This is a genomic window from Streptomyces sp. NPDC051940, from assembly GCF_040680895.1.
Lineage (GTDB): Bacteria > Actinomycetota > Actinomycetes > Streptomycetales > Streptomycetaceae > Streptomyces.
In genome coordinates this window covers 12309-31424 of the sequence record NZ_JBFAXR010000105.1, presented here as the reverse complement: position 1 = coordinate 31424, position 19116 = coordinate 12309, and the positions used below count along the sequence as shown (strand labels likewise).

Sequence of the window (19116 nt, the reverse complement as noted above, 5' to 3'; positions counted from 1 at the left end):
CCTGCGGGCCCTGCCGAAGCACCTCGCCCGGCCCGTCGTCGGCGACGATCCTCTGTGGTTCAGCGTCAAGGGCCGCAGGGCGCTGACGATCTGGGCCCTGTGCCCGGGGACCGTCACCTCCCGGCAGGGCAGCACGTCCCTACGCGGCGGCGGTCTCCCGATGCGCCGCCCGCCGCGGCATCGACGTGGGCAGATGCGCCATCGCCGCGGTCGCCGTGTACCAGGCCGCCGCACCGGACACCGCCGCGGCCCAGCCGCCGACCTTGGCCAGGTCGGTGTTGTCCGCGAACGAGCCGATGGCCAGCAGCAGCATGCTGAGGAAGAGGAACCCGTACACGGCCTGGGTGAGCAACCCGGAGCCGCTCGACGCGAGCGCGAGGCTCAGCGCGACCAGTGCGAAGAGAAGCGAGAAGAGTCCGGCGGCGTTGGCCGAGGCCCCGCTGTCCGCGGCCGCGGACCAGGTGAACCAGAGCGCTCCGAGGCCGGCGAAGGCCGTCCCCGTGGCGTTGCTGCCGGCACGGAACTCGAGGAGCCCGGTGACGAACAGGCCGAGGCCGCCCGCCCACATGGCGAGGTCGAGTGCGTTGGCGGCGCTGACTCCGTCGATCACGTCGGTGTGACCGAGGCCGAAGGCCAGCAGGGTGACGCCGAGGAGGAGGTAGCCGAGTGTCGTGGTGTTGCTTCCCGCGGAGACGTCTTTGTCCACGGCGGGCTCCCTTCATGTCAGGGCTGTACGGTCGAGCAGCGCCCCTGCGCAGGTGGTGCTGACCCCGTTATGCCCGTCACAAATTCACAATCCACCTCCTACCCGCGGGTAAATTCGCCCCAGGTCAAGCGAAGTTGACGCAGGTCGGCGGTGAACCCGGTGAATGATCGCCTGCGGGGCCGGGCAACACCCCGCCGCGCCTCAGGGGATGACGATGACGGGCCGCTTCGCCCGCTTGGCCAGCCGCCCCGCGACCGAACCGAAGATGCGCCCCACGATGCCGTGCGTCGAGCCGACGACGATCGCGTCGGCCTCGTACTCCCGGCCGACCTCCTCGAGCTCGTGGCAGATGTCGCCGCCGCGCTCGACCAGGATCCAGGGCACCTCGGACAGATGGTCCGCGCAGGCAAGTTCGAGTCCGAGCACCTCGGTACGGTGGTCGGGTACGTCGACGAACACCGGCGGCTCACAGCCCGCCCACACCGTCGTCGGCAGCCGGTTGGCCACGTGCACGATGATCAGCCCGCAGCCGGACCGCCGCACCATGCCGATCGCGTACGCCAGCGCACGCTCGCTGGACGTCGAGCCGTCGAAACCGACGACGACGCCGTGCAGGAAGGCCGGGTCGCAGACCCGGCGCGGCTCACTCTCCGCTGCCAGTTCAGCCGTCAGATCGGTGAACTGCTTGCGGTCCGCGGGTTCGGGGGATTCGTGACCGGCCATCGGTGTCTCGGCGAAGGAGTCCTCTTGGGTGGAGGGGAACGGCTGTGGCTTGATGGGGCTGCTCTGGCTCCTGACGTACGACAACACCCGGAGTGACCGGGAAGCATCTTCCCAAGCCCCTACCCACAGGGTACGGCGACACTCCCCGGCTGCCCAGGGCTTCAAACCTGTGCGCCCCGAGGCGTTGCGCACCGGCCGTGGCGGACCGGGCCGACGGTTTTGAGGAGCATGCCCGACGAACCGCCCGAGCGCAATGCCCCGCAGCCTCCTCCGGGGTGCGGGACCGGCTGGGTGTGCGGATCCGGCCGTCGCTCCGGGAGTGCTCCCGTGCGCCCTCACCGCGCCCCCGGTCGCGCCGTCAGGCTGCCCGTCGGGCCCGCCGGCTGCATGGGGTGTACACGTACCGGCCAGGAGGGCTCCCGAACGGGGTCCGGCCGGCCGGAAGCAACCGATTCACGAGCGGTTTTCGGCCAACTTCCGCCCCGTGTAAAGGAGTTGCCGGTGATGTTCGGCAACGCGCCAGGTGGCGGGGCGTACAGGGGCGCACGGCGGGCCTGGTGCTGCGGCTTGTCGGAGGGGATAAGAAAGGCGCACTTCACAGCGGGCCCAAGCAGTGCCACGCTTCGTGATCGAATGCTTTACGCCAAGTTTCCATGTCGACAAAAAGGTAGGGCCCGAACCTGTCCCGCCAGCCTCGGGGGACACATAAGATTTGATCTTGTGGCCACCGTTGAGGGCGAGACAACCGAGGGGGGCGCGAGGAGCATGAGCCAGGACACCGCTGTCGCCGGTGCGCAGAGTCCCAGGGCGCCGGGCACACGCCGCCGCCGCGAGGTCGTGGCCGTACTGCTGTTCAGCGGCGGCCCCATCTTCGAGAGCTCCATCCCGCTGTCCGTCTTCGGCGCCGACCGGCAGGACACCGGCGCCCCCCGCTACCGGCTGCTGGTGTGCGCCGGCGAGCCGGTGCCGCTGCTCACCACGGGCGGCCTGGAGCTGACCACCCCGCACGGGCTGGACGCCCTCTCCCGGGCCGGCACGATCGTGGTGCCGGCCTGGCGGTCGATCACCGAGCCGCCGCCCGCCTCGGCGCTCGCCGCCCTGCGCCGCGCCCACGAGGAGGGCGCGCGGATCGTGGGCCTGTGCACCGGGGCCTTCGCGCTGGCCGCCGCGGGCCTGCTGGACGGCCGCCCCGCCACGACGCACTGGATGTACGCCCCGACCCTGGCCAAGCGCTACCCGAGCGTGCACGTGGACCCCCGGGAGCTGTTCGTCGACGACGGCGACATCCTCACCTCCGCGGGCACGGCCGCCGGGATCGACCTGTGCCTGCACATCGTCCGCACCGACCACGGGCCGGAGGCCGCCGCGGCGCTCGCCCGGCGGCTCGTCGTGCCGTCCCGGCGCGGCTCCGGGGCGGACCGGCACGTGGACCGGTCATTACCCGAGGAGATCGGCGGCGACCCGCTGGCCGAGGTCGTGGCCTGGGCGCTGGAGCACCTGCACGAGCAGTTCGACGTGGAGGCACTCGCCACGCGCGCCTACATGTCCCGCCGGACCTTCGACCGCCGCTTCCGCTCCCTGACGGGCAGCGCGCCCCTGCAGTGGCTGATCACCCAGCGGGTGCTCGCCGCCCAGCGGCTGCTGGAGACGTCCGACTTCTCGGTCGACGAGGTCGCCGGCCGCTGCGGCTTCCGCTCGCCGGTGGCGCTGCGCGGCCACTTCCGCCGCCAGCTCGGCTACTCGCCGGCCGCCTACCGCGCGGCGTACCGCACCCGCCATCCCCAGCCGGACGAGAAGCCGGAGACGGACACCTACGCCGCGGTCCAGCCGGCGCAGCGCGACCAGGTCGCCCGCCGTACGATCCCGTCCCAGCGGGAGCGCCCGGTGGGCTGACGACTGCCGCGCGTACAGCGGGTGCCCCCGCGGGGCGCGCGGCACGTAGGGTTGGGGCATGAACGATCGCATGGTGTGGATCGACTGCGAGATGACCGGGCTCTCGCTGGCGACCGACGCGCTTATCGAGGTTGCCGCCCTGGTGACGGACTCCGAGCTGAACGTGCTCGGCGACGGTGTGGACATCGTGATCCGCCCGCCGGACGAGTCCCTGGAGAGCATGCCGGACATCGTCCGCCAGATGCACACCGCGAGCGGCCTGCTCGACGAGCTGGCCGCGGGCACGACGCTGGCGGACGCCGAGGAGCAGGTCCTCACGTACATCCGCAAGCACGTGCCGGAGAAGGGCAAGGCCCCGCTGTGCGGGAACTCCGTGGGTACGGACCGCGGCTTCCTGGCCCGGGACATGCCGGCCCTGGAGGACTGGCTCCACTACCGGATCGTCGATGTGTCGTCCGTGAAGGAGCTGGCCCGCCGCTGGTATCCGCGGGCGTACTTCAACAGCCCGGCGAAGTCCGGCAACCACCGCGCCCTGGCGGACATCCGCGAGTCGATCGCGGAGCTGCGCTACTACCGCGAGGCGGTCTTCGTCCCCCAGCCGGGCCCGGACTCCGACACCGCCCGCGAGATCGCGGCGCGGCACACCGCACCCCCGGCGCAGGGCTGACCCCGCCGGGGTGACGCGCGCCTCACGGGGGTGCGGGGATAAGGCGGGGCGAGCACCCCCCCAGACCCTGTACACTTCTTCATGGCCGGTGCGAAAAGCACAGGTCATGGTGGGTGTAGCTCAGTTGGTAGAGCACCTGGTTGTGGTCCAGGTGGTCGCGGGTTCAAGTCCCGTCACTCACCCTTCAGTGATCAAGCCCCCGACCTGGGATTCCGGGTCGGGGGCTCGGTCGTTTCCCGGCCGCCCCGTGTATACGGTCCCGTCCCGCGTACAACCCCCGGGGGGTCCGGTCCGTCGGAACGGGCAACCGAACACCTACGTACCCGGGGAGCAGCATGGTGGTGAAGGTGAGTGTCGTCGTCCCGGTCTACAACCCGGGCCGGTACATCGACCCGTGCATCGCATCGTTGAGGGACCAGACCCTGCCGCCGGACGAGTACGAGGTGCTCTTCGTCGACGACGGCTCCACCGACGGCACCAGCGACCGGCTGGCCGGGCTCGCCGCGAGCCATCCGCACCTCCGCCACATCCGCATCCCGAACTCGGGCTGGCCCGGCAAGCCCCGCAACATCGGCATCGCCGAGGCCCGCGGCGAGTACGTGCAGTTCGTCGACCACGACGACCACCTCGCCCCCGACGCGCTGCGCCGGCTGTACGACATGGGCCGCCGCAACGGCTCCGACATCGTGCTGGGCAAGATGCGCAGCGGCTGGGACAGCGGCCCGCGCTCGGTGTTCCGAGCCGACCGCGACCGGGTCTGCCTCCGCGACTTCCCGCTCCACTACAGCCTCACGCCCCACAAGATGTTCCGTACCGCCTTCCTGCGGGAGAAGGGCATCCTCTTCCCCGAGGGGAAGCGGCGGCTGGAGGACCAGCTGTTCATGATGCGGGCCTATCTGCAGACCGAGGCCGTCTCGGTGCTCGCCTCGTACACCTGCTACTACTACGTGCGCCGCGATGACGGACAGAACAACAGCGGCGCCCGCGCCGACGCCGCCGGCTACTACGGCAACCTGCGCGAGGTCCTGGACACCGTGCTGGAGCACACGGAGCCGGGGCCCGCGCGCGACCGGATCCTGCGGCGCTTCCACCAGGTCGAGATGCTGAACCGGCTGGGCGAGCGGCACGTCCTGCGCTGGGACCAGGAGCGTTTCCGGGAGATGTACGACGCTATCCGGCCGCTCGCCCTCGCGTACATGGGCGAGGGCGTGGACCGGGGCCTGGGCGCCCTGGTCCGGCGCCGGTCGGAGCTGCTGCGCGCCGACGACCCCGAGGGGCTGGTGCGGCTGGCGCGCGCCACCCGGTCGCTGCGCGGGACGATCCGTCTGGAGGGCCTGCGCTGGGAGGGCGACGGCAGCCTCAGGCTCGCCTTCACGGCCCGTCTGGTGCGCGGACCCGAGGAGGAGCCGCTGCTCCTGCGGCGGCAGGACGGGCGCTGGCTGCTGCCGCTGACGGACGACGGGGCCGCCGGGGAGCCGGTCGACGTGACCGACGAGATCCGGGGCTTCGGCGGCGAGGTGTATCTGAGCCACCGCGCGGGTGCGGCCCCCTGGCCGTGCAAGAGCTGGTTCGACCCCCGGCTCGAACCGCGCGGGGAGGACACCGCCGAGCTGGTGGTGCGCGGCACGGGCCGGGTGCCCGCGGAGAGCTTCCGCGGTGGCGCCCGGCTGGACGGGGGCCTGTGGGACGCCTGGGCGACCCTGCGCTGGCTCGGGCTGACCCGTCCGGTGCGGATCCCCGCCCCGCAGCCGGGGCAGGCCGCCGCCGACTGCCCGCCCGGGCTGCTGGGGAGGCCGCCGCGCCCCGTCCTGCCGTACACCCCCGGCGAGCGGGACCTCGTCCTGGACGTCGGCGCGCGGGAGGCCGGGCTGGACAAGCAGCCGGTTCTGGGCGTGCCGGGCGGGCGTGCCGTGCTGTGGATCGCCGTGGCGTGCGCCGCGGAGCCGCAGCCGGTCGAGCTGGTGTTCGTATCGGAGGAGGGGGCGCGCCACCCGGTCCCGGCGATCCTGCGTCCCGCCGCGGCGGGGACCCGGCACAGCGAGCTGCGGCTGCCGCTGCGGGTGCCGGGGCTGCCGGCCGGTCCCGGCCGCCTCGCCCTGCTCCTCGACGGCGCGGACGGCGGACCGGAGGACGGGCCGGAGCTGCCCCTGTGCGATCTGGTCGTACGGCGCACCGGGCGGCTGGTGCCCGCGCCCGGCCTCGACGCGCCCGCCCCGGCCGCGCTGCGGCGCGCCCGTTCCCTGCGGCGGCGGGCCACCGCCCGCTCCGCGCTGAAGCGGGTGGCGGGCCCGGCCGTACGGCGGCTGCCGCCCCGTGCCCGCCGCCGGGTGCGCAGGCTGGCGGCCCGGGTGGCGGGGTGACGCGCTGAGGGGTCCGGGCGGGGCCTGTCAGCGCACCGCCCGGAGCCCCGTCAGCTCACCTCTTCGATCCGGCCGCGCAGCGCGGTGAACGCCGAGCGCCCCCGGTTCAGGTTCCGGGCGCGGATCAGCGCGGGCCAGAACGGGGCGTCCAGCAGGGCCTCCGGTTGCACCGCGTTCTTGCGCAGCAGCACCTCGTCCGGGACCTCCTGCGGATCGGGCTTGATGTACTCCTTCTCGATGTCGTCGTAGCGCTCCGGCAGCACCTTGCTGTCCGGGTCGGCGCCGAAGACCACGACCACACCCGTCGGGCTGGTGTCGACCTCGACGACGACCAGGTCGGGCCGGAGCCTCCGCAGCACCTGCGCCACCTTGAACACGTCTCCGGTCCAGGCGCCCGTGTGCCGGTCGCGGGCCGCCTCGTCCACGTTGCGGGGCAGCATGTCGTCGAAGACGATCACGCTCGACCAGCGGGAGTGCCGCTCGACGTTGATGAAGTCGCGCAGCGCGAACTCGAAGAGGTGCATGCCGTCGATGAACGACAGCTCCAGCTTCGGGTCGCCGCCGAGCACCGCGAGCGGATCGCGGCGGGCGAGCGCCCGGAACGGGTTGCGGCCGGTGCGCAGGTGCAGCAGCGGGTCCTTGCGGGCGAAGAAGCTGTCGCTCGTCGCCTTGACCAGATGCACGTCGCAGCTGATCGACTTGACCACCTTGAACGCGGGGTCGATGGCGACGGAGGGGACGCGGGACAGGGCGAGGCTGCGCCCGTCGTTGACGCCGATCTCCAGGTAGTTGCGGGGCCGGTAGACCTGGTGGAGGCGGCGCAGGAATCCGTGGCGATCCATTCGTGGGTCCTTCAGTCGGGGTCGTGGGCCGTGCGAAGCCGCCGGCGGTACGCGGCCGACGCCTCGAACGAGGGCAGCAGGCCCCGCCGTTCGGCGTCGGCGAAGGACGGGGCGGCGGCGTCCTTCGGGGACAGCACAGGGGCGATACCGGCCGGCCAGTCGACGGCCAGGTCCGGGTCGAGCGGGTCGATGCCGTGCTCCCGCTCGGGGGCGTACCCCTCGGAGCAGAGGTAGACGACGACGGCGTCGTCGGTGAGCGCGAGGAAACCGTGGCCGAGGCCCTCGGAGAGGTACACCGCGTGCCGGGTCCCGTCGTCCAGGCGCACCAGCTCCGAGTGCCCGAAGGTGGGGGAGCCCGTGCGGATGTCGACCACCGCGTCCAGCACCGCGCCGCGCACGCAGGTGACGTACTTCGCCTGGCCCGGGGGTACGTCGGCGTAGTGGATCCCGCGCAGCGTGCCGCGGCGGGAGACGGAGCAGTTCGCCTGCGCCAGGTTCAGACCGTGGCCGGTCGTCTCCCGGAAGTCGCCGCCGCGGAACCATTCGAGGAAGCTGCCCCGCTCGTCGGGGAAGATCTTCGGTTCGTGCACCCAGGCGCCTTCGATGGACAGTGGTCGCATGGTGTCGTACGGCTCCTCGGGTCGGCGGGACGGGCCCTCTGCACGGGCTGCGGGATCAGCCGCTCCTGGCGGCGCGGAACTTCAGCCAGGCGCGCTTGACCGGCCTGAGCGCCCTGCGCGCGCGCACGATCAGCGGGCGCAGCCGCGAGGGGCCCGCGGGCGGGGCGGTGATCCGCACGCCGACGAGGCTGCCCCTGACGCCCAGCGGCAGGGTGTACGCCACCGGCTTCGGCCGGGCGGACTGCGGCAGGGCCAGGTCCAGGTGCCAGGCGTTGCCGGCCACGGCCCGGGTGGCGAGCGGGGCCACCAGGACACAGCCGTCGCCCTCGGGCTCCAGGGCGGCTCTTATCGGGATCGTCCGCCTCCCGCCCGCCTCGCGCAGCTTCACCACGGCGGTGGCCCCGGCCCCGGCCAGCAGCGGGAGCGGCAGCCGCAGCGCCCGGCCGCGGATCCGCGCGTCCCTGGGGTGGAGGGGCTCCAGCTCCTTGCGGAACAGCCGCATGGACTGGTCGACGTCCAGCGAGAGATTGCCGAACGGCTCGGTCCAGTACGGCAGGACCAGCCGTACCGGCGATCCCGTCAGGGCGGCGACGCGCCCGCGCTCCGCGGCGTCGTCGCGGACCGAGCCGAGCCGGACGTCCTTGGCCCAGCCGCAGGACCGGACGCGGATCACGACGTCCCACACGCCCCGGCCGAGCGGCCCGCCGTTCGCGGCCGTGGCGGGGTCGATCGTGCCGTCTGCGTGCAGGACCAGCCGGAACGAGCCGTCGGCCAGGGGCAGTTGCTCGCGGGTGACCTCCACCGGCTGGAAGAACTCGGCGGACGTGGCGCGTTCGCGCAGCACCAGGTCGACCGCGGCCCCGTCCACCGGGGCCCGCAGGTCCACGCTCTGTGCGGCGACCACGGCGGCGGCCTCCTCGCCGAGCGGCAGGTCCAGCTGGGCCTGACCGTCCTCGGTGCGGAAGGCCATCGGCTTCTCGTCGGTCGTCAGCTCCCCGGTGAACGCGAGCCGCAGCCGCTCCTGGTCCCAGCGCAGGTCCGTCAGCCGCCCGGCCGCCTTGATGCCGGCCTCCCAGCGGGCGAACTCCTCGACGTCCGCGAGCCGTCCGGCGGTGGCCAGCGCGGCCACCGCCCGCTGCGCGAAGGGCAGTGGGGCGGCGACCTCCGGGCCGAACCGCTCGTTGACCAGGGTCTGGATCTCGGCGAAGAGCGGGGCGCGGTCCTGCTCGGCCACCTTCAGCAGCCGGTTGCCGCGCAGCCGTTCCACCATCTCCACACGCAGCCAGCGGCGGAACAGCCGGTCGCGCAGCTCGCCGGGCTCGGTGTGCCGCTCCACGGCGTCCAGCGCGTCGCGCAGGTTCTTGAAGTAGCCGACGGGCTCGATCTGCCGGAAGCCCGCGTTGCCCTCGTCCTCCCGCTTCACATGGTGGTAGCAGACGTAGTCGCTGAGCACCGAGACGTTCCCCGCGAGGAGGTACGCCTCCGCCACGAAGACGTGGTCCTCCAGCCGGCGGCGTCCCTCGGGGAAGCGCAGCCCGGTGCGCTCCAGGAAGTCCCTGCGGAACATCTTGTGCGGCGTGAGGCTGTCGATGAGCGGGGCGTCGGCGACGGTCGCGTGCGGGCGGTTGACGCGGAACAGCTCGCGCGGCACCGGGCGGCCCTTGCCGGCCATCTTGCCGATGACGATGTCCGCCCCGTTCTCCACGCCGTAGCGGTACATCCGCTCCAGCGCCTCGTCGCCCAGCCAGTCGTCGTTGTCGACGTACATCACGAACTCGCCGCGCGCGGCGTCCGTTCCGACGTTGCGCGGCCGGCCCGACCAGCCGGACGGCTCCTGATGGATGACGTGCATGTTCGGGTGCTCGGCCGCCAGCCGGTCGAGCAGCTCCGGGGTGTCGTCGGTGGAGCCGTCGTCGACGAAGACCGCCTCGTACTCGTCGTCGGGCAGGCTCTGCCGGAGCAGCGAGGCGACGCAGTCCTCGATGTAGCGGCCCGGGTTGTACACCGGGACGACGACGCTCACCTTGATGGACATACGGGCTCCGGGGGCTCGGGTCAGTGCGGCGGGGGGACTGCTGGCGAGAGCAGGGCGGGCATCGCGGCGCCGAGCGCCGCCCGCCAGTCCCGTATGGGCTCGATGCCCGCGAGCCGCCATCGCTCGTGCCCCAGCACGCTGTACGCCGGCCGGGGCGCAGGGCGGGCGAACGCGGCGCTGGTGGTGGGGTGTACGCGCAGGGGGTCGGCGCCCAGCAGCCGGAAGACCTCGCGGGCCAGGCCGAACCAGCTGGTCTCGCCCGAGCTGGTGCCGTGGTAGACGCCGGCCGGAGCGGCCCCCGCGAGCGCGGCGTGGCCGAGGCGCACCAGCCGGTCGGCCAGGTCCTCCGTCCAGGTGGGCTGGCCGTGCTGGTCGTCGACGACGTCGACCGTGTCGCGGGACTCCTCGAGGCGGATCATCGTCCGCACGAAGTTACGCCCGCCCGCGCCGTACAGCCAGGCTGTGCGCACCACGAATCCGCGTTCCGGCAGAAGTTCCAGCACCGCGCGCTCCCCGGCCAGCTTGCTGCGGCCGTAGGCGCCGCGGGGTCCGGTGGGGGCGTCCTCGGGGTACGGGGCGGACGCGTCACCGGGGAAGACGTAGTCCGTGGAGACGTGCAGCAGCACGCTGCCGTGCGTCCGGCACGCCTCGGCGAGGCGGCGCGGTCCCGCGCCGTTGACCGCCGTGGCCTCGTCCTCGTGCTCCTCGGCGTCGTCCACCGCGGTGTACGCCGCGCAGTTGACGACCACGGCGGGCGGGTTCCCGGCGAACGCGGCCGCCACCGACTCCGGTTCGGTGACGTCCAGCGCCTTGCGGTCCGCGGCCACGGCCGGGATGCCGTCCGCCGCGAGCCGCGCCAGGACGTCGCGGGCCAGCATGCCGCCGGCGCCGGTCACCAGCCAGCCGTTGTTCACCACGCGGCACGCTCCTTCAGGGGCTCCCACCAGTCGCGGTTGTCGCGGTACCACCGGACGGTCTCGGCCAGCCCCTCGGTGAAGTCCTTCCGCGGCGCGTAGCCCAGCTCGTCGCGGATCTTCGACCAGTCCACGGAGTAGCGGCGGTCGTGGCCCTTGCGGTCGGTGACGTACTCGACGCTGTCCCAGTCGGCGCCGCAGGCGTCGAGCAGCAGCTTGGTGAGCTCCTTGTTCGACAGCTCGGTGCCGCCGCCGATGTTGTAGACCTCGCCGGGCCTGCCCCGGGTGCGCACCAGCTCGATGCCGCGGACGTGGTCGTCGATGTGCAGCCAGTCCCGGACGTTGCCGCCGTCGCCGTACAGCGGGATCTTCCGGCCGTCCAGCAGGTTGGTGATGAACAGCGGGATGACCTTCTCCGGGAAGTGGTGGTGCCCGTAGTTGTTGGAGCAGCGGGTCACCCGCACGTCCATCCCGTGCGTCCGGTGGTACGACAGCGCGATCAGGTCGCTGCCCGCCTTGGACGCGGAGTACGGGGAGTTGGGCCGCAGCGGGTCGGTCTCCGGCCAGGAGCCCGCGTCGATCGAGCCGTAGACCTCGTCGGTGGAGATGTGGGTGAACGTCCGTACGCCGGCCCGGTGTGCCGCGTCGACGAGGGTGTGGGTGCCGAGCACGTTCGTACGGACGAACTCGGCGCCGCCGTCGATCGACCGGTCGACATGGGACTCCGCCGCGAAGTGCACCACCTGGTCGTGGCCGGACATCAGCCCGGCGACCAGCTCCGCGTCGCAGACGTCCCCCTGGACGAAGGCGAATCCGGGGTGCGAGCGGACCGGGTCGAGGTTCGCGGGGTTGCCCGCGTAGGTCAGTTTGTCGAGCACCGTGACGGCCACGTCCCCCGGCCCCTCAGGGCCGAGCAGCGTGCGGACGTAGTGCGAGCCGATGAACCCGGCGGCGCCGGTGACGAGAATGCGGGTGTCCGTCATGAGGAGATCTGCACCTTGCTGTGGTCGCCGAGGACCAGCCGGTGGGAGGAGGGGCTGCGGGGGGCGGGGGTGACCTCGACGTCATGGCCGATGAGCGAGGCCTCGATACGGCGTACGCCGGTGAGCGAGGAGCCCGAGAGCACGATCGAGTACTCGATCTCGCAGTCCTCGATCCGGCAGTGGTCGGCGATGGCGGTGAACGGGCCGACGTAGGCGCCCTTCACCACGCAGTCGCGGCCGATGATCGCGGGGCCGACGATCCGGCTGCCGGTGATCCTGGCCCCGGCCTCGACGCGGACCCGGCCGATGAGCTCGCTCTCCTCGTCGACGCTGCCCTCCACCACCGGCTCGACGGTCTCCAGCACCAGCCGGTTGACCTCCAGCATGTCGGTGACGTTCCCGGTGTCCTTCCAGTAGCCGGAGATCGTGGTGGAGTGGACGTCGCGGCCGTCGTCGATCAGCCACTGGATGGCGTCGGTGATCTCCAGCTCGCCGCGCCCGGACGGCTTGACGGCGCGTACGGCCTCGTGGATCGCGGGGGTGAAGAGATAGACGCCGACCAGGGCGAGGTCGCTCTTGGGCTTCGCGGGCTTCTCCTCCAGCCCGACGACGCGGCCGTCGCCGTCGAGGACCGCGACGCCGAACGACGTGGGGTCGGCGACCTTGGTGAGCATGATCTGGGCGGCGGGGCGCTCGGCGCGGAAGCGCTCGACGAGGTCCGTGATGCCGCCGACGATGAAGTTGTCGCCCAGGTACATCACGAAGTCCTCGTCGCCCAGGTAGTCGCGGGCGATGAGCACCGCGTGCGCGAGCCCGAGGGGGGCGGCCTGGGGGATGTAGGTGATGTCGAGGCCGAAGGCGGAGCCGTCGCCGACCGCCTCGCGGATCTCCGCGGCGGTGTCGCCGACGATGATGCCCACCTCGGTGACGCCCGCGTCGGCGATGGCCTTCAGCCCGTAGAACAGCACCGGGGTGTTCGCCACCGGTACGAGCTGCTTGGCCGAGGTGTGTGTGATGGGGCGCAGCCGGGTGCCGGCCCCGCCGGAGAGTACGAGCGCCTTCACGAGCGTCAGTCCCTGCGGATATAGGCGTCTGTGGACAGGCTCTTCGTTCGTCCCGCCGATTCTAGGCACACCACTGACACGGACGGCCAGTTGACAAAGGGGATCGGGAAAGGAAACGGGCCGGAAACCCCAGGGGGTCTCCGGCCCGTCGCCGGTGTCCTGTGCCGCGCCTTGTGGCTGCTGTGGCTGCTGTGGGTCAGGCTTCCTCGCGGAACTGGTCCTCGCTGACGCCGCGGCGCCAGTAGCCCGTGAAGGTGATCGCGCGGCGGTCGACCGCGCGGTCGTTCACCAGATGCCGGCGCAGCGCCTTGACCATGCCCGACTCGCCCGCGATCCAGGCGTACGGGGTGCCCTCGGGCAGCTCCGCCCCGCGGACCGCGTCCTCGATGCCCGAGGTCAGCCAGGTGATCTCCGCCTCGGCCGCGGTGGAAACCGCCACCTGGTCCGCCGTCCGGGGGACCTGCAGCCACACCCGCGCCGGCAGTCCGGCGGGCAGGCCCTCCAGGATCGCCTGGGCGGCCGGCAGAGCGGTCTCGTCGGCCGCGACCAGCACCCACGCGGCGTCCTCGGGCAGGCGGAACCGCACGCCCGCGTTGTCCGCTTCGTACGGGCCCAGCACGGCCGCGCGGTCGCCCGGCTTCGCCTGCGCCGCCCAGGTGGCGGCGGGACCGGCGGGCTCCGCGTGCAGCACGAAGTCGATGTCCGCCTCGCCGGGCCGCTGGGCGCGCACCGTGTACGACCGGCACACCGCCCGCACCGCCGGGTCCATCGCCCGGAACTCCTCGAACCAGTCCTCGCCGCGCGCGATCACCGGCGCGTCCTGCCCCGGGTGGGGCAGGAACAGCGACAGGCTCTGGTCGTAGCCGCCGGACGCGAACGCCTCCAGCTCCTCACCCGTGAAGGTGATGCGGACCAGCGACGGGCTGAGCCGCGCCGTGCGCGCGACCGTCAGGTCGAAGAAGCGGAAGGACATCTCAGGAGACCTTCTTCGCGGCGAGGATCGTCTTCGCCAGGTCCTCGAGGATCGGCGCGCACTTGTCGTACGAGAAGACCGGCTCGGTGACGCGCGGGACGACCTGGCCGGCGGCGACGGCGGGCAGCTTGGCCCAGGTGGGCTTGTCCTTCAGCTGGTCGGTCTGCAGGGTGCCGGTGCGGTTGTCCAGGAGGATGACGTCCGCCGCGTACTTGTCGGCGTTCTCCCAGCTCAGGCTCTCGAACCAGCCGCCCTCGTCCAGCTTCTCCCGGTCCGGGACGACGATCTCGACACCGAGCTCCTGGAAGTAGAGCAGGTCGGCGGAGAGCTCCGGGGTGGAGATGTAGAGGATGTCGGCGGAGCCGGACGCGATGAGGACCTTGACGCCCGGGTTGGACTTGGCGGCGGAGCGCAGCTCCTCGGCGGCCTTCTCGAAGCGCGTCCTGGCGTCGGCGACCGCGGTCGACTTCAGGTCCGCGCCGAGGGACTCGGCGAGCTGGGCGTGGCGCTCGAGCACCTTCGGCATGGTCTCGCGGGCGACCATCAGGGCGACGCTGGGCGCCAGCTTGAGGATCTTGTCCTTGGACTCGTCCGGGACGTACCAGAGCGCGCCCTTGTCGTACATGCCGGTGATCAGGACCTCGGGGGCCAGGGCGGCGTACTTCTCGATGTTGAACTCGCCCCAGACGTTGCCGATGATCTCGACCTTGTTCACGTCGAGGTCGCCGGCCTGCACGTCGGCCTTGCCGTCCGCGGTCTTGGTCGGGCCGAAGACGCCCTTGACCTCGACGCCGTAGTCGTGGAGGGCGGCTGCGGTGCCCGTGAAGGCGACGATGTTCTTCGGGGCGGTGGGCTTCTGCGCGGTCTCGCCGCGGTCGTCCTTGAAGGACCAGGGGCCGTCCTTCTTCGTCTCCTTCGCCGCGCCCGAGTCCGAGCCGCCGCTCTTGTCGTCGCCGCAGGCGGCGAGCAACGCGGTGATTCCGAGGGCGCCACCGGCGGCGAGGATTCCGCGACGGGTCAGGTTTTCGGGCATGGGGGGTCTCAGCTTTCGCACACGGGGAGGCGGCCCGGCAGACGCGGACCAACGATGCGCTTAGGTTAACCTAACCTAACTTCTCGTCAACCCCCGGGCCCCTGGCAACGCCTCGTACCCCCGCTGCAGCCGCCAGCCCCGCCCGTACGTCGGAGCGGCACGCCCGGTGCGGGTGCGGCCCCCGGGGTGAGGGCCGTACCCGCTCGGGTCACGCGTCCGGGAGGCTCAGCTCGCGGGCGATGAGCATGCGCTGGACCTCGCTCGTGCCCTCGCCGATCTCCAGGATCTTGGAGTCGCGCCACATGCGGGCCACCGGGTACTCGTTCATGAAGCCGTAGCCGCCGTGGATCTGGGTGGCCTCGCGGGCGTTGTCGACGGCGATCGTGGACGAGTAGAGCTTGGCCAGCGCCGCCTCCTTCTTGAACGGCTCGCCGTGCACCAGCCGGGAGGCCGCGTCGCGCCAGGCGAGGCGGGAGGTGTGCGCCCTCATCTCCATGTCCGCCAGCTTGAACTGGATCGCCTGGTTGGCCCCGATCGGGCGGCCGAAGGCGTGGCGCTCCTTGGCGTACTTCACCGACTCGTCGACGCAGCCCTGGGCCAGGCCGGTGCCGAGCGCGGCGATCGCGATCCGGCCCTCGTCGAGGATGCGCAGGAACTGGGCGTAGCCGCGGCCCCGTTCGCCGAGCAGGTTCGCCGCGGGGACGCGGACGTCGTCGAAGGACAGCTCGCGGGTGTCGGAGGCGTTCCAGCCGACCTTGGAGTACGGGGCGGCCACCGTGAAGCCCGGCGTGCCCGACGGCACGATGATCGAGGAGATCTCCGGCTTGCCGTTCGCGCGGGTGCCGGTGACGGCGGTGACCGTGACCAGTCCGGTGATGTCCGTACCGGAGTTGGTGATGAAGCACTTCGAGCCGTTGATCACCCACTCGCCCGTCGCCTCGTCGATGCGGGCCGTGGTGCGCGTGCCGCCCGCGTCCGAGCCGCACTCGGGCTCGGTGAGGCCGAAGGCGCCCAGCATCTCGCCGGAGCACAGCTTCGGCAGCCACTGCCGCTTCTGCTCCTCGGTGCCGAAGAGGTGGATCGGCATCGCGCCCAGCGAGACGGCGGCCTCCAGGGTGATGGCCACGGACGAGTCGACGCGGGCCAGCTCCTCCAGGGCGATGCCCAGCGCCAGGTAGTCGCCGCCCATCCCGCCGAACTCCTCGGGGAAGGGCAGCCCGAACAGGCCCATCCGGCCCATCTCGCGGACGATGTCGTACGGGAACTCGTGCCGCTCGTAGAAGTCGCCGATCTTCGGCGCGACGACCTCGTGCGCGAACTGCTCGACCGTACGGCGGAGTTCCTCGAGTTCGGGGGAGAGGCGGTGGTCGAGGGACATGTCAGGACTCCTTGTGGGAGAGGGCCGTCACGGTGCGGGAGGGGCTGGGGCGGCCGAGTTCACCGGCCATCCAGACGCTGGTGGCGACGAGCTTGTCGAGGTCGACGCCGGTGTCGATGCCGAGGCCGGCGAGCATCCACACGAGGTCCTCGGTGGCGAGGTTGCCGGTGGCGCTCTTGGCGTACGGGCAGCCGCCGAGGCCGCCCGCGCTGGCGTCGACGGTGGTCACGCCGTGCTGCAGCGCGGCGAGGGTGTTGGCCAGGGCCTGGCCGTAGGTGTCGTGGAAGTGGACGCCCAGCCGGTCGGTGGGCACCCCCTCCTCGTTGAGCCGGGAGAGCAGCTCCTGGACGTGGCCGGGGGTGGCCACGCCGATGGTGTCGCCGAGGCTCAGCTCGTCGCAGCCCATGTCGATGAGCCGGCGGCAGGCCGCGACGACCTGGTGGACCGGGACCGCGCCCTCCCAGGGGTCGCCGAAGCACATCGAGAGATAGCCGCGGACGTGCGCCCGGGCCTCCTTGGCCGCCGCCACCACCGGCTCGAACATCGCCATCGACTCGTCGACCGACCGGTTGAGGTTGCGCTGGGCGAAGGTCTCCGTGGCGCTGGCGAAGACCGCGATCCGGGTGGCGCCCAGCGCCTGGGCGCGCTCCAGACCGCGGGAGTTGGGGACCAGGACCGGGAGGTCGACGCCCTGGAGGTCCGCGAGCCGGGGGAACAGGTCCTCGGCGTCCGCCAGCTGCGGCACCCACTTGGGGTGGACGAAGCTGGTGGCCTCGATCGTCGTCAGGCCCGCGCCGGCCAGGCGGTGGATGAACTCCGCCTTGACGTCGGTGGGCACCTGGGACTTCTCGTTCTGCAGGCCGTCGCGCGGGCCCACCTCGTGGATGCGGACCCGGGCGGGGAGGCTCTGCGCGGGGAACTCCATGGGCAGCGTCATTCCGCGGCCTCCTCACCCGTCTCGTCGGGCATGACGACCGCCAGGACCTGGTCCATCGCGACCGTCGAGCCTGCCGTCACCTCCAGTTCGGTGACCGTCCCGGCGTGCGGGGCGCTGATCACGTGCTCCATCTTCATCGCCTCCACGACCAGCAGGCTCTGGCCCGCCTCGACGTGGTCGCCCACGGCCGCCTTCACCACGGTGACCGTGCCGGGCATGGGCGCGGTCAGCGCGTCGGCGCCGCCTGCCGCCGCTGCGCCGCTGAGCGCCAGGGGGTCGTGGCGGCGGACGTGCCAGGTGTCGCCGTCGCGGCCGAGCAGCCAGCCCTCGGGGTCGGCGGCCACGGTGAACCGGTGGGTGAGCCCGCCGCGTTCCAGCACGGCGGTGTCCGGCGCCGGGCGGCTCAGCGCCGCCGGCTCCCCGTCCACCAGGGCCGCGCCGCCCCGCACGGTGACGTCGAGGCGTACCGGCTCGTGCCCCGGCACCCGCAGATGGTGGGCCGTGGGGGCGGGGGTGCCGCCCATCCGCCAGCCGCTCGGCACGGAGAACGGGTTCACCCAGCCCTCGCGGGCGGGCTCCAGCCCGCCCCGCACCAGCAGCGCCGCCGTGGCGTACACCTCGTCCGGCACCCCGCCGGGCACCAGCGCCGCCGCGTCCCGGTCCACCAGCCCCGTGTCCAGCTCGCCGGAGACCACCGCCGGGTGCGCCAGCAGCCGCCGCAGGAACCCGGCGTTCGTGTCGACGCCGAGGATCACCGTGCCGGCCAGCGCGGCACGCAGCCGGCGCAGCGCGGTGGCCCGGTCGGGCCCGTACGCGATGACCTTGGCCAGCATCGGGTCGTACGAGGTGCCGACCTCGGAGCCCTCGTAGAGCCCCGAGTCGACCCGTACGCCGGGGCCGGACGGCTCGCGCAGCAGCCGCACCGCGCCCGCCGACGGCAGGAAGTCGACCTTCTCCCCGCTCACGCGCGCCGTCTCGGCGCAGATCCGCGCCTCGACGGCGTGCCCAGTGAGGGTGATGTCGTCCTGTACGAAGGGCAGTTCCTCGCCCGCCGCCACCCGCAGCTGCCACTCCACCAGGTCCAGTCCCGTGATCAGCTCGGTGACCGGGTGCTCGACCTGGAGGCGGGTGTTCATCTCCATGAAGTAGTACGCGGAGGGGTCGCCGCCCGGCACGATGAACTCCACCGTGCCCGCGCCGACGTAACCGCAGGAGCGCGCCGCCTGCACCGCCGCCTCGCCCATCGAGGCGCGGGTCGCCTCGTCGAGCAGGACGGACGGCGCCTCCTCGATGATCTTCTGGTGGCGCCGCTGCAGGGAGCACTCGCGCTCGCCGAGGTGGACCACGTTCCCGTGGGTGTCCGCCAGCACCTGGATCTCGATGTGCCGGGGCCGGTCGATCCACCGCTCCAGCAGCAGCGTGTCGTCGCCGAACGAGGAGCGGGCCTCGCGGCGGGCGGCCGCGATCTCCTCCGGGAGCAGCGCCAGGTCCCGCACCAGGCGCATGCCCTTGCCGCCGCCGCCCGCGCTGGGCTTCAGCAGCACCGGGACGCCGATCTCCCGGGCCGCGGCGATCAGTTCGGCGTCGGTCAGCCCGCTGCCGGAGGAGCCCGGGACGACCGGCACGCCGGCCGCCCGCACCGTCTCCTTGGCGCGGATCTTGTCGCCCATCAGCTCGATCGCCGCCGCGGTGGGGCCGAGGAAGACCAGACCGGCGTCGGCGCACCGGCGCGCGAACGGCGCGTTCTCGGCGAGGAAGCCGTAGCCGGGGTGGACGGCCTGCGCGTCGGCGGCCCGGGCGGCCCGTACCAGCTCCTCCGCCGACAGATAGCTGTCGACGCGGACGGCCGTGTCGGCCTCCCGTACATGCAGGGCCGACGCGTCCGCGTCGGTGAACACGGCGGCCGAGCGCACGCCGAGCGCGCGCAGCGTGCGGATGACGCGGACCGCGATCTCGCCGCGGTTGGCGATGAGAACTGTCTCGAACAT

16 protein-coding genes and 1 tRNA gene are annotated in these 19116 nt (G+C 72.6%); 4 read left to right on the top strand and 13 right to left on the bottom strand.

The window, feature by feature from the left end; translation table 11 throughout:
- Positions 1–139: 139 nt before the first annotated feature.
- Entirely contained in the window at positions 140–706 is a 567-nt protein-coding gene (locus AB0M28_RS30575) for a GPR1/FUN34/YaaH family transporter (protein ID WP_365412185.1), read from the bottom strand.
- A 201-nt stretch (positions 707–907) separates the two neighbouring features.
- Entirely contained in the window at positions 908–1429 is a 522-nt protein-coding gene (locus AB0M28_RS30570) for a universal stress protein (protein ID WP_365412182.1), read from the bottom strand.
- Positions 1430–2194: 765 nt separating this feature from the next.
- On the opposite strand from AB0M28_RS30570, the gene AB0M28_RS30565 reads away from it, so the two are divergent.
- From AB0M28_RS30565 to AB0M28_RS30550, 4 genes are all read left to right on the top strand, one after another.
- A complete protein-coding gene (locus tag AB0M28_RS30565; RefSeq protein ID WP_365412180.1) occupies positions 2195–3322 on the top strand; it encodes a helix-turn-helix domain-containing protein in 1128 nt (375 codons plus the stop codon).
- Positions 3323–3380: 58 nt separating this feature from the next.
- A complete protein-coding gene (gene orn, locus AB0M28_RS30560) occupies positions 3381–3989 on the top strand; it encodes an oligoribonuclease (protein WP_365412177.1) in 609 nt (202 codons plus the stop codon).
- Positions 3990–4098: 109 nt separating this feature from the next.
- Positions 4099–4171, top strand: a tRNA-His gene (locus tag AB0M28_RS30555).
- A 165-nt stretch (positions 4172–4336) separates the two neighbouring features.
- Complete coding sequence (locus AB0M28_RS30550) at positions 4337–6349, top strand: glycosyltransferase family A protein (RefSeq protein WP_365412174.1); 2013 nt, start codon at positions 4337–4339, stop codon at positions 6347–6349.
- A 50-nt stretch (positions 6350–6399) separates the two neighbouring features.
- On the opposite strand, the gene AB0M28_RS30545 is transcribed toward AB0M28_RS30550, so the two are convergent.
- The 11 genes from AB0M28_RS30545 to AB0M28_RS30495 form a co-directional block, all read right to left on the bottom strand.
- Positions 6400–7191, bottom strand: a complete 792-nt coding sequence (locus AB0M28_RS30545; RefSeq protein WP_365412171.1) for a class I SAM-dependent methyltransferase — start codon at positions 7189–7191, stop codon at positions 6400–6402.
- 11 nt (positions 7192–7202) lie between these two features.
- Complete coding sequence (gene rfbC, locus AB0M28_RS30540) at positions 7203–7811, bottom strand: dTDP-4-dehydrorhamnose 3,5-epimerase (protein ID WP_365412168.1); 609 nt, start codon at positions 7809–7811, stop codon at positions 7203–7205.
- 55 nt (positions 7812–7866) lie between these two features.
- Positions 7867–9846 (bottom strand): glycosyltransferase, encoded by a 1980-nt coding sequence (locus AB0M28_RS30535; RefSeq protein WP_365412166.1) that lies wholly within the window; start codon positions 9844–9846, stop codon positions 7867–7869.
- A 20-nt stretch (positions 9847–9866) separates the two neighbouring features.
- Entirely contained in the window at positions 9867–10760 is an 894-nt protein-coding gene (gene rfbD, locus AB0M28_RS30530) for a dTDP-4-dehydrorhamnose reductase (protein WP_365412189.1), read from the bottom strand.
- Positions 10757–11743: a dTDP-glucose 4,6-dehydratase gene (gene rfbB / locus AB0M28_RS30525; RefSeq protein ID WP_365412163.1), complete on the bottom strand. Its 987-nt coding sequence runs from the start codon at positions 11741–11743 to the stop codon at positions 10757–10759. The genes rfbD and rfbB overlap by 4 nt, the downstream gene beginning before the upstream one ends.
- Positions 11740–12807 carry a glucose-1-phosphate thymidylyltransferase gene (locus AB0M28_RS30520; protein ID WP_365412160.1) on the bottom strand — a complete coding sequence of 356 codons (1068 nt, stop codon included), beginning with the start codon at positions 12805–12807 and terminating at the stop codon, positions 11740–11742. Before AB0M28_RS30520 ends, rfbB begins: the two co-directional genes overlap by 4 nt.
- A 196-nt stretch (positions 12808–13003) precedes the next feature.
- Positions 13004–13780 carry a siderophore-interacting protein gene (locus AB0M28_RS30515; protein ID WP_365412157.1) on the bottom strand — a complete coding sequence of 259 codons (777 nt, stop codon included), beginning with the start codon at positions 13778–13780 and terminating at the stop codon, positions 13004–13006.
- Position 13781: 1 nt separating this feature from the next.
- Positions 13782–14813 carry an ABC transporter substrate-binding protein gene (locus AB0M28_RS30510; protein ID WP_365412155.1) on the bottom strand — a complete coding sequence of 344 codons (1032 nt, stop codon included), beginning with the start codon at positions 14811–14813 and terminating at the stop codon, positions 13782–13784.
- A gap of 208 nt (positions 14814–15021) precedes the next feature.
- On the bottom strand, positions 15022–16191 hold the full coding sequence (locus tag AB0M28_RS30505; protein ID WP_365412152.1) for an acyl-CoA dehydrogenase family protein: 1170 nt from the start codon (positions 16189–16191) through the stop codon (positions 15022–15024).
- A gap of 1 nt (position 16192) precedes the next feature.
- A complete protein-coding gene (locus AB0M28_RS30500; RefSeq protein WP_365412149.1) occupies positions 16193–17128 on the bottom strand; it encodes a hydroxymethylglutaryl-CoA lyase in 936 nt (311 codons plus the stop codon).
- Positions 17125–19116 carry a biotin carboxylase N-terminal domain-containing protein gene (locus AB0M28_RS30495; RefSeq protein WP_365412147.1) on the bottom strand — a complete coding sequence of 664 codons (1992 nt, stop codon included), beginning with the start codon at positions 19114–19116 and terminating at the stop codon, positions 17125–17127. The genes AB0M28_RS30500 and AB0M28_RS30495 overlap by 4 nt, the downstream gene beginning before the upstream one ends.

Coding starts and splice junctions, on each gene's coding strand:
- AB0M28_RS30500 (WP_365412149.1), bottom strand. CDS start 17,128: ATGACGCTGCCCATGGAGTTCCCCGCGCAGAGCCTCCCCGCCCGGGTC.
- AB0M28_RS30495 (WP_365412147.1), bottom strand. CDS start 19,116: ATGTTCGAGACAGTTCTCATCGCCAACCGCGGCGAGATCGCGGTCCGC.
- AB0M28_RS30545 (WP_365412171.1), bottom strand. CDS start 7,191: ATGGATCGCCACGGATTCCTGCGCCGCCTCCACCAGGTCTACCGGCCC.
- rfbC (WP_365412168.1), bottom strand. CDS start 7,811: ATGCGACCACTGTCCATCGAAGGCGCCTGGGTGCACGAACCGAAGATC.
- AB0M28_RS30570 (WP_365412182.1), bottom strand. CDS start 1,429: ATGGCCGGTCACGAATCCCCCGAACCCGCGGACCGCAAGCAGTTCACC.
- AB0M28_RS30505 (WP_365412152.1), bottom strand. CDS start 16,191: ATGTCCCTCGACCACCGCCTCTCCCCCGAACTCGAGGAACTCCGCCGT.
- rfbB (WP_365412163.1), bottom strand. CDS start 11,743: ATGACGGACACCCGCATTCTCGTCACCGGCGCCGCCGGGTTCATCGGC.
- AB0M28_RS30510 (WP_365412155.1), bottom strand. CDS start 14,813: ATGCCCGAAAACCTGACCCGTCGCGGAATCCTCGCCGCCGGTGGCGCC.
- AB0M28_RS30535 (WP_365412166.1), bottom strand. CDS start 9,846: ATGTCCATCAAGGTGAGCGTCGTCGTCCCGGTGTACAACCCGGGCCGC.
- AB0M28_RS30565 (WP_365412180.1), top strand. CDS start 2,195: ATGAGCCAGGACACCGCTGTCGCCGGTGCGCAGAGTCCCAGGGCGCCG.
- orn (WP_365412177.1), top strand. CDS start 3,381: ATGAACGATCGCATGGTGTGGATCGACTGCGAGATGACCGGGCTCTCG.
- AB0M28_RS30515 (WP_365412157.1), bottom strand. CDS start 13,780: ATGTCCTTCCGCTTCTTCGACCTGACGGTCGCGCGCACGGCGCGGCTC.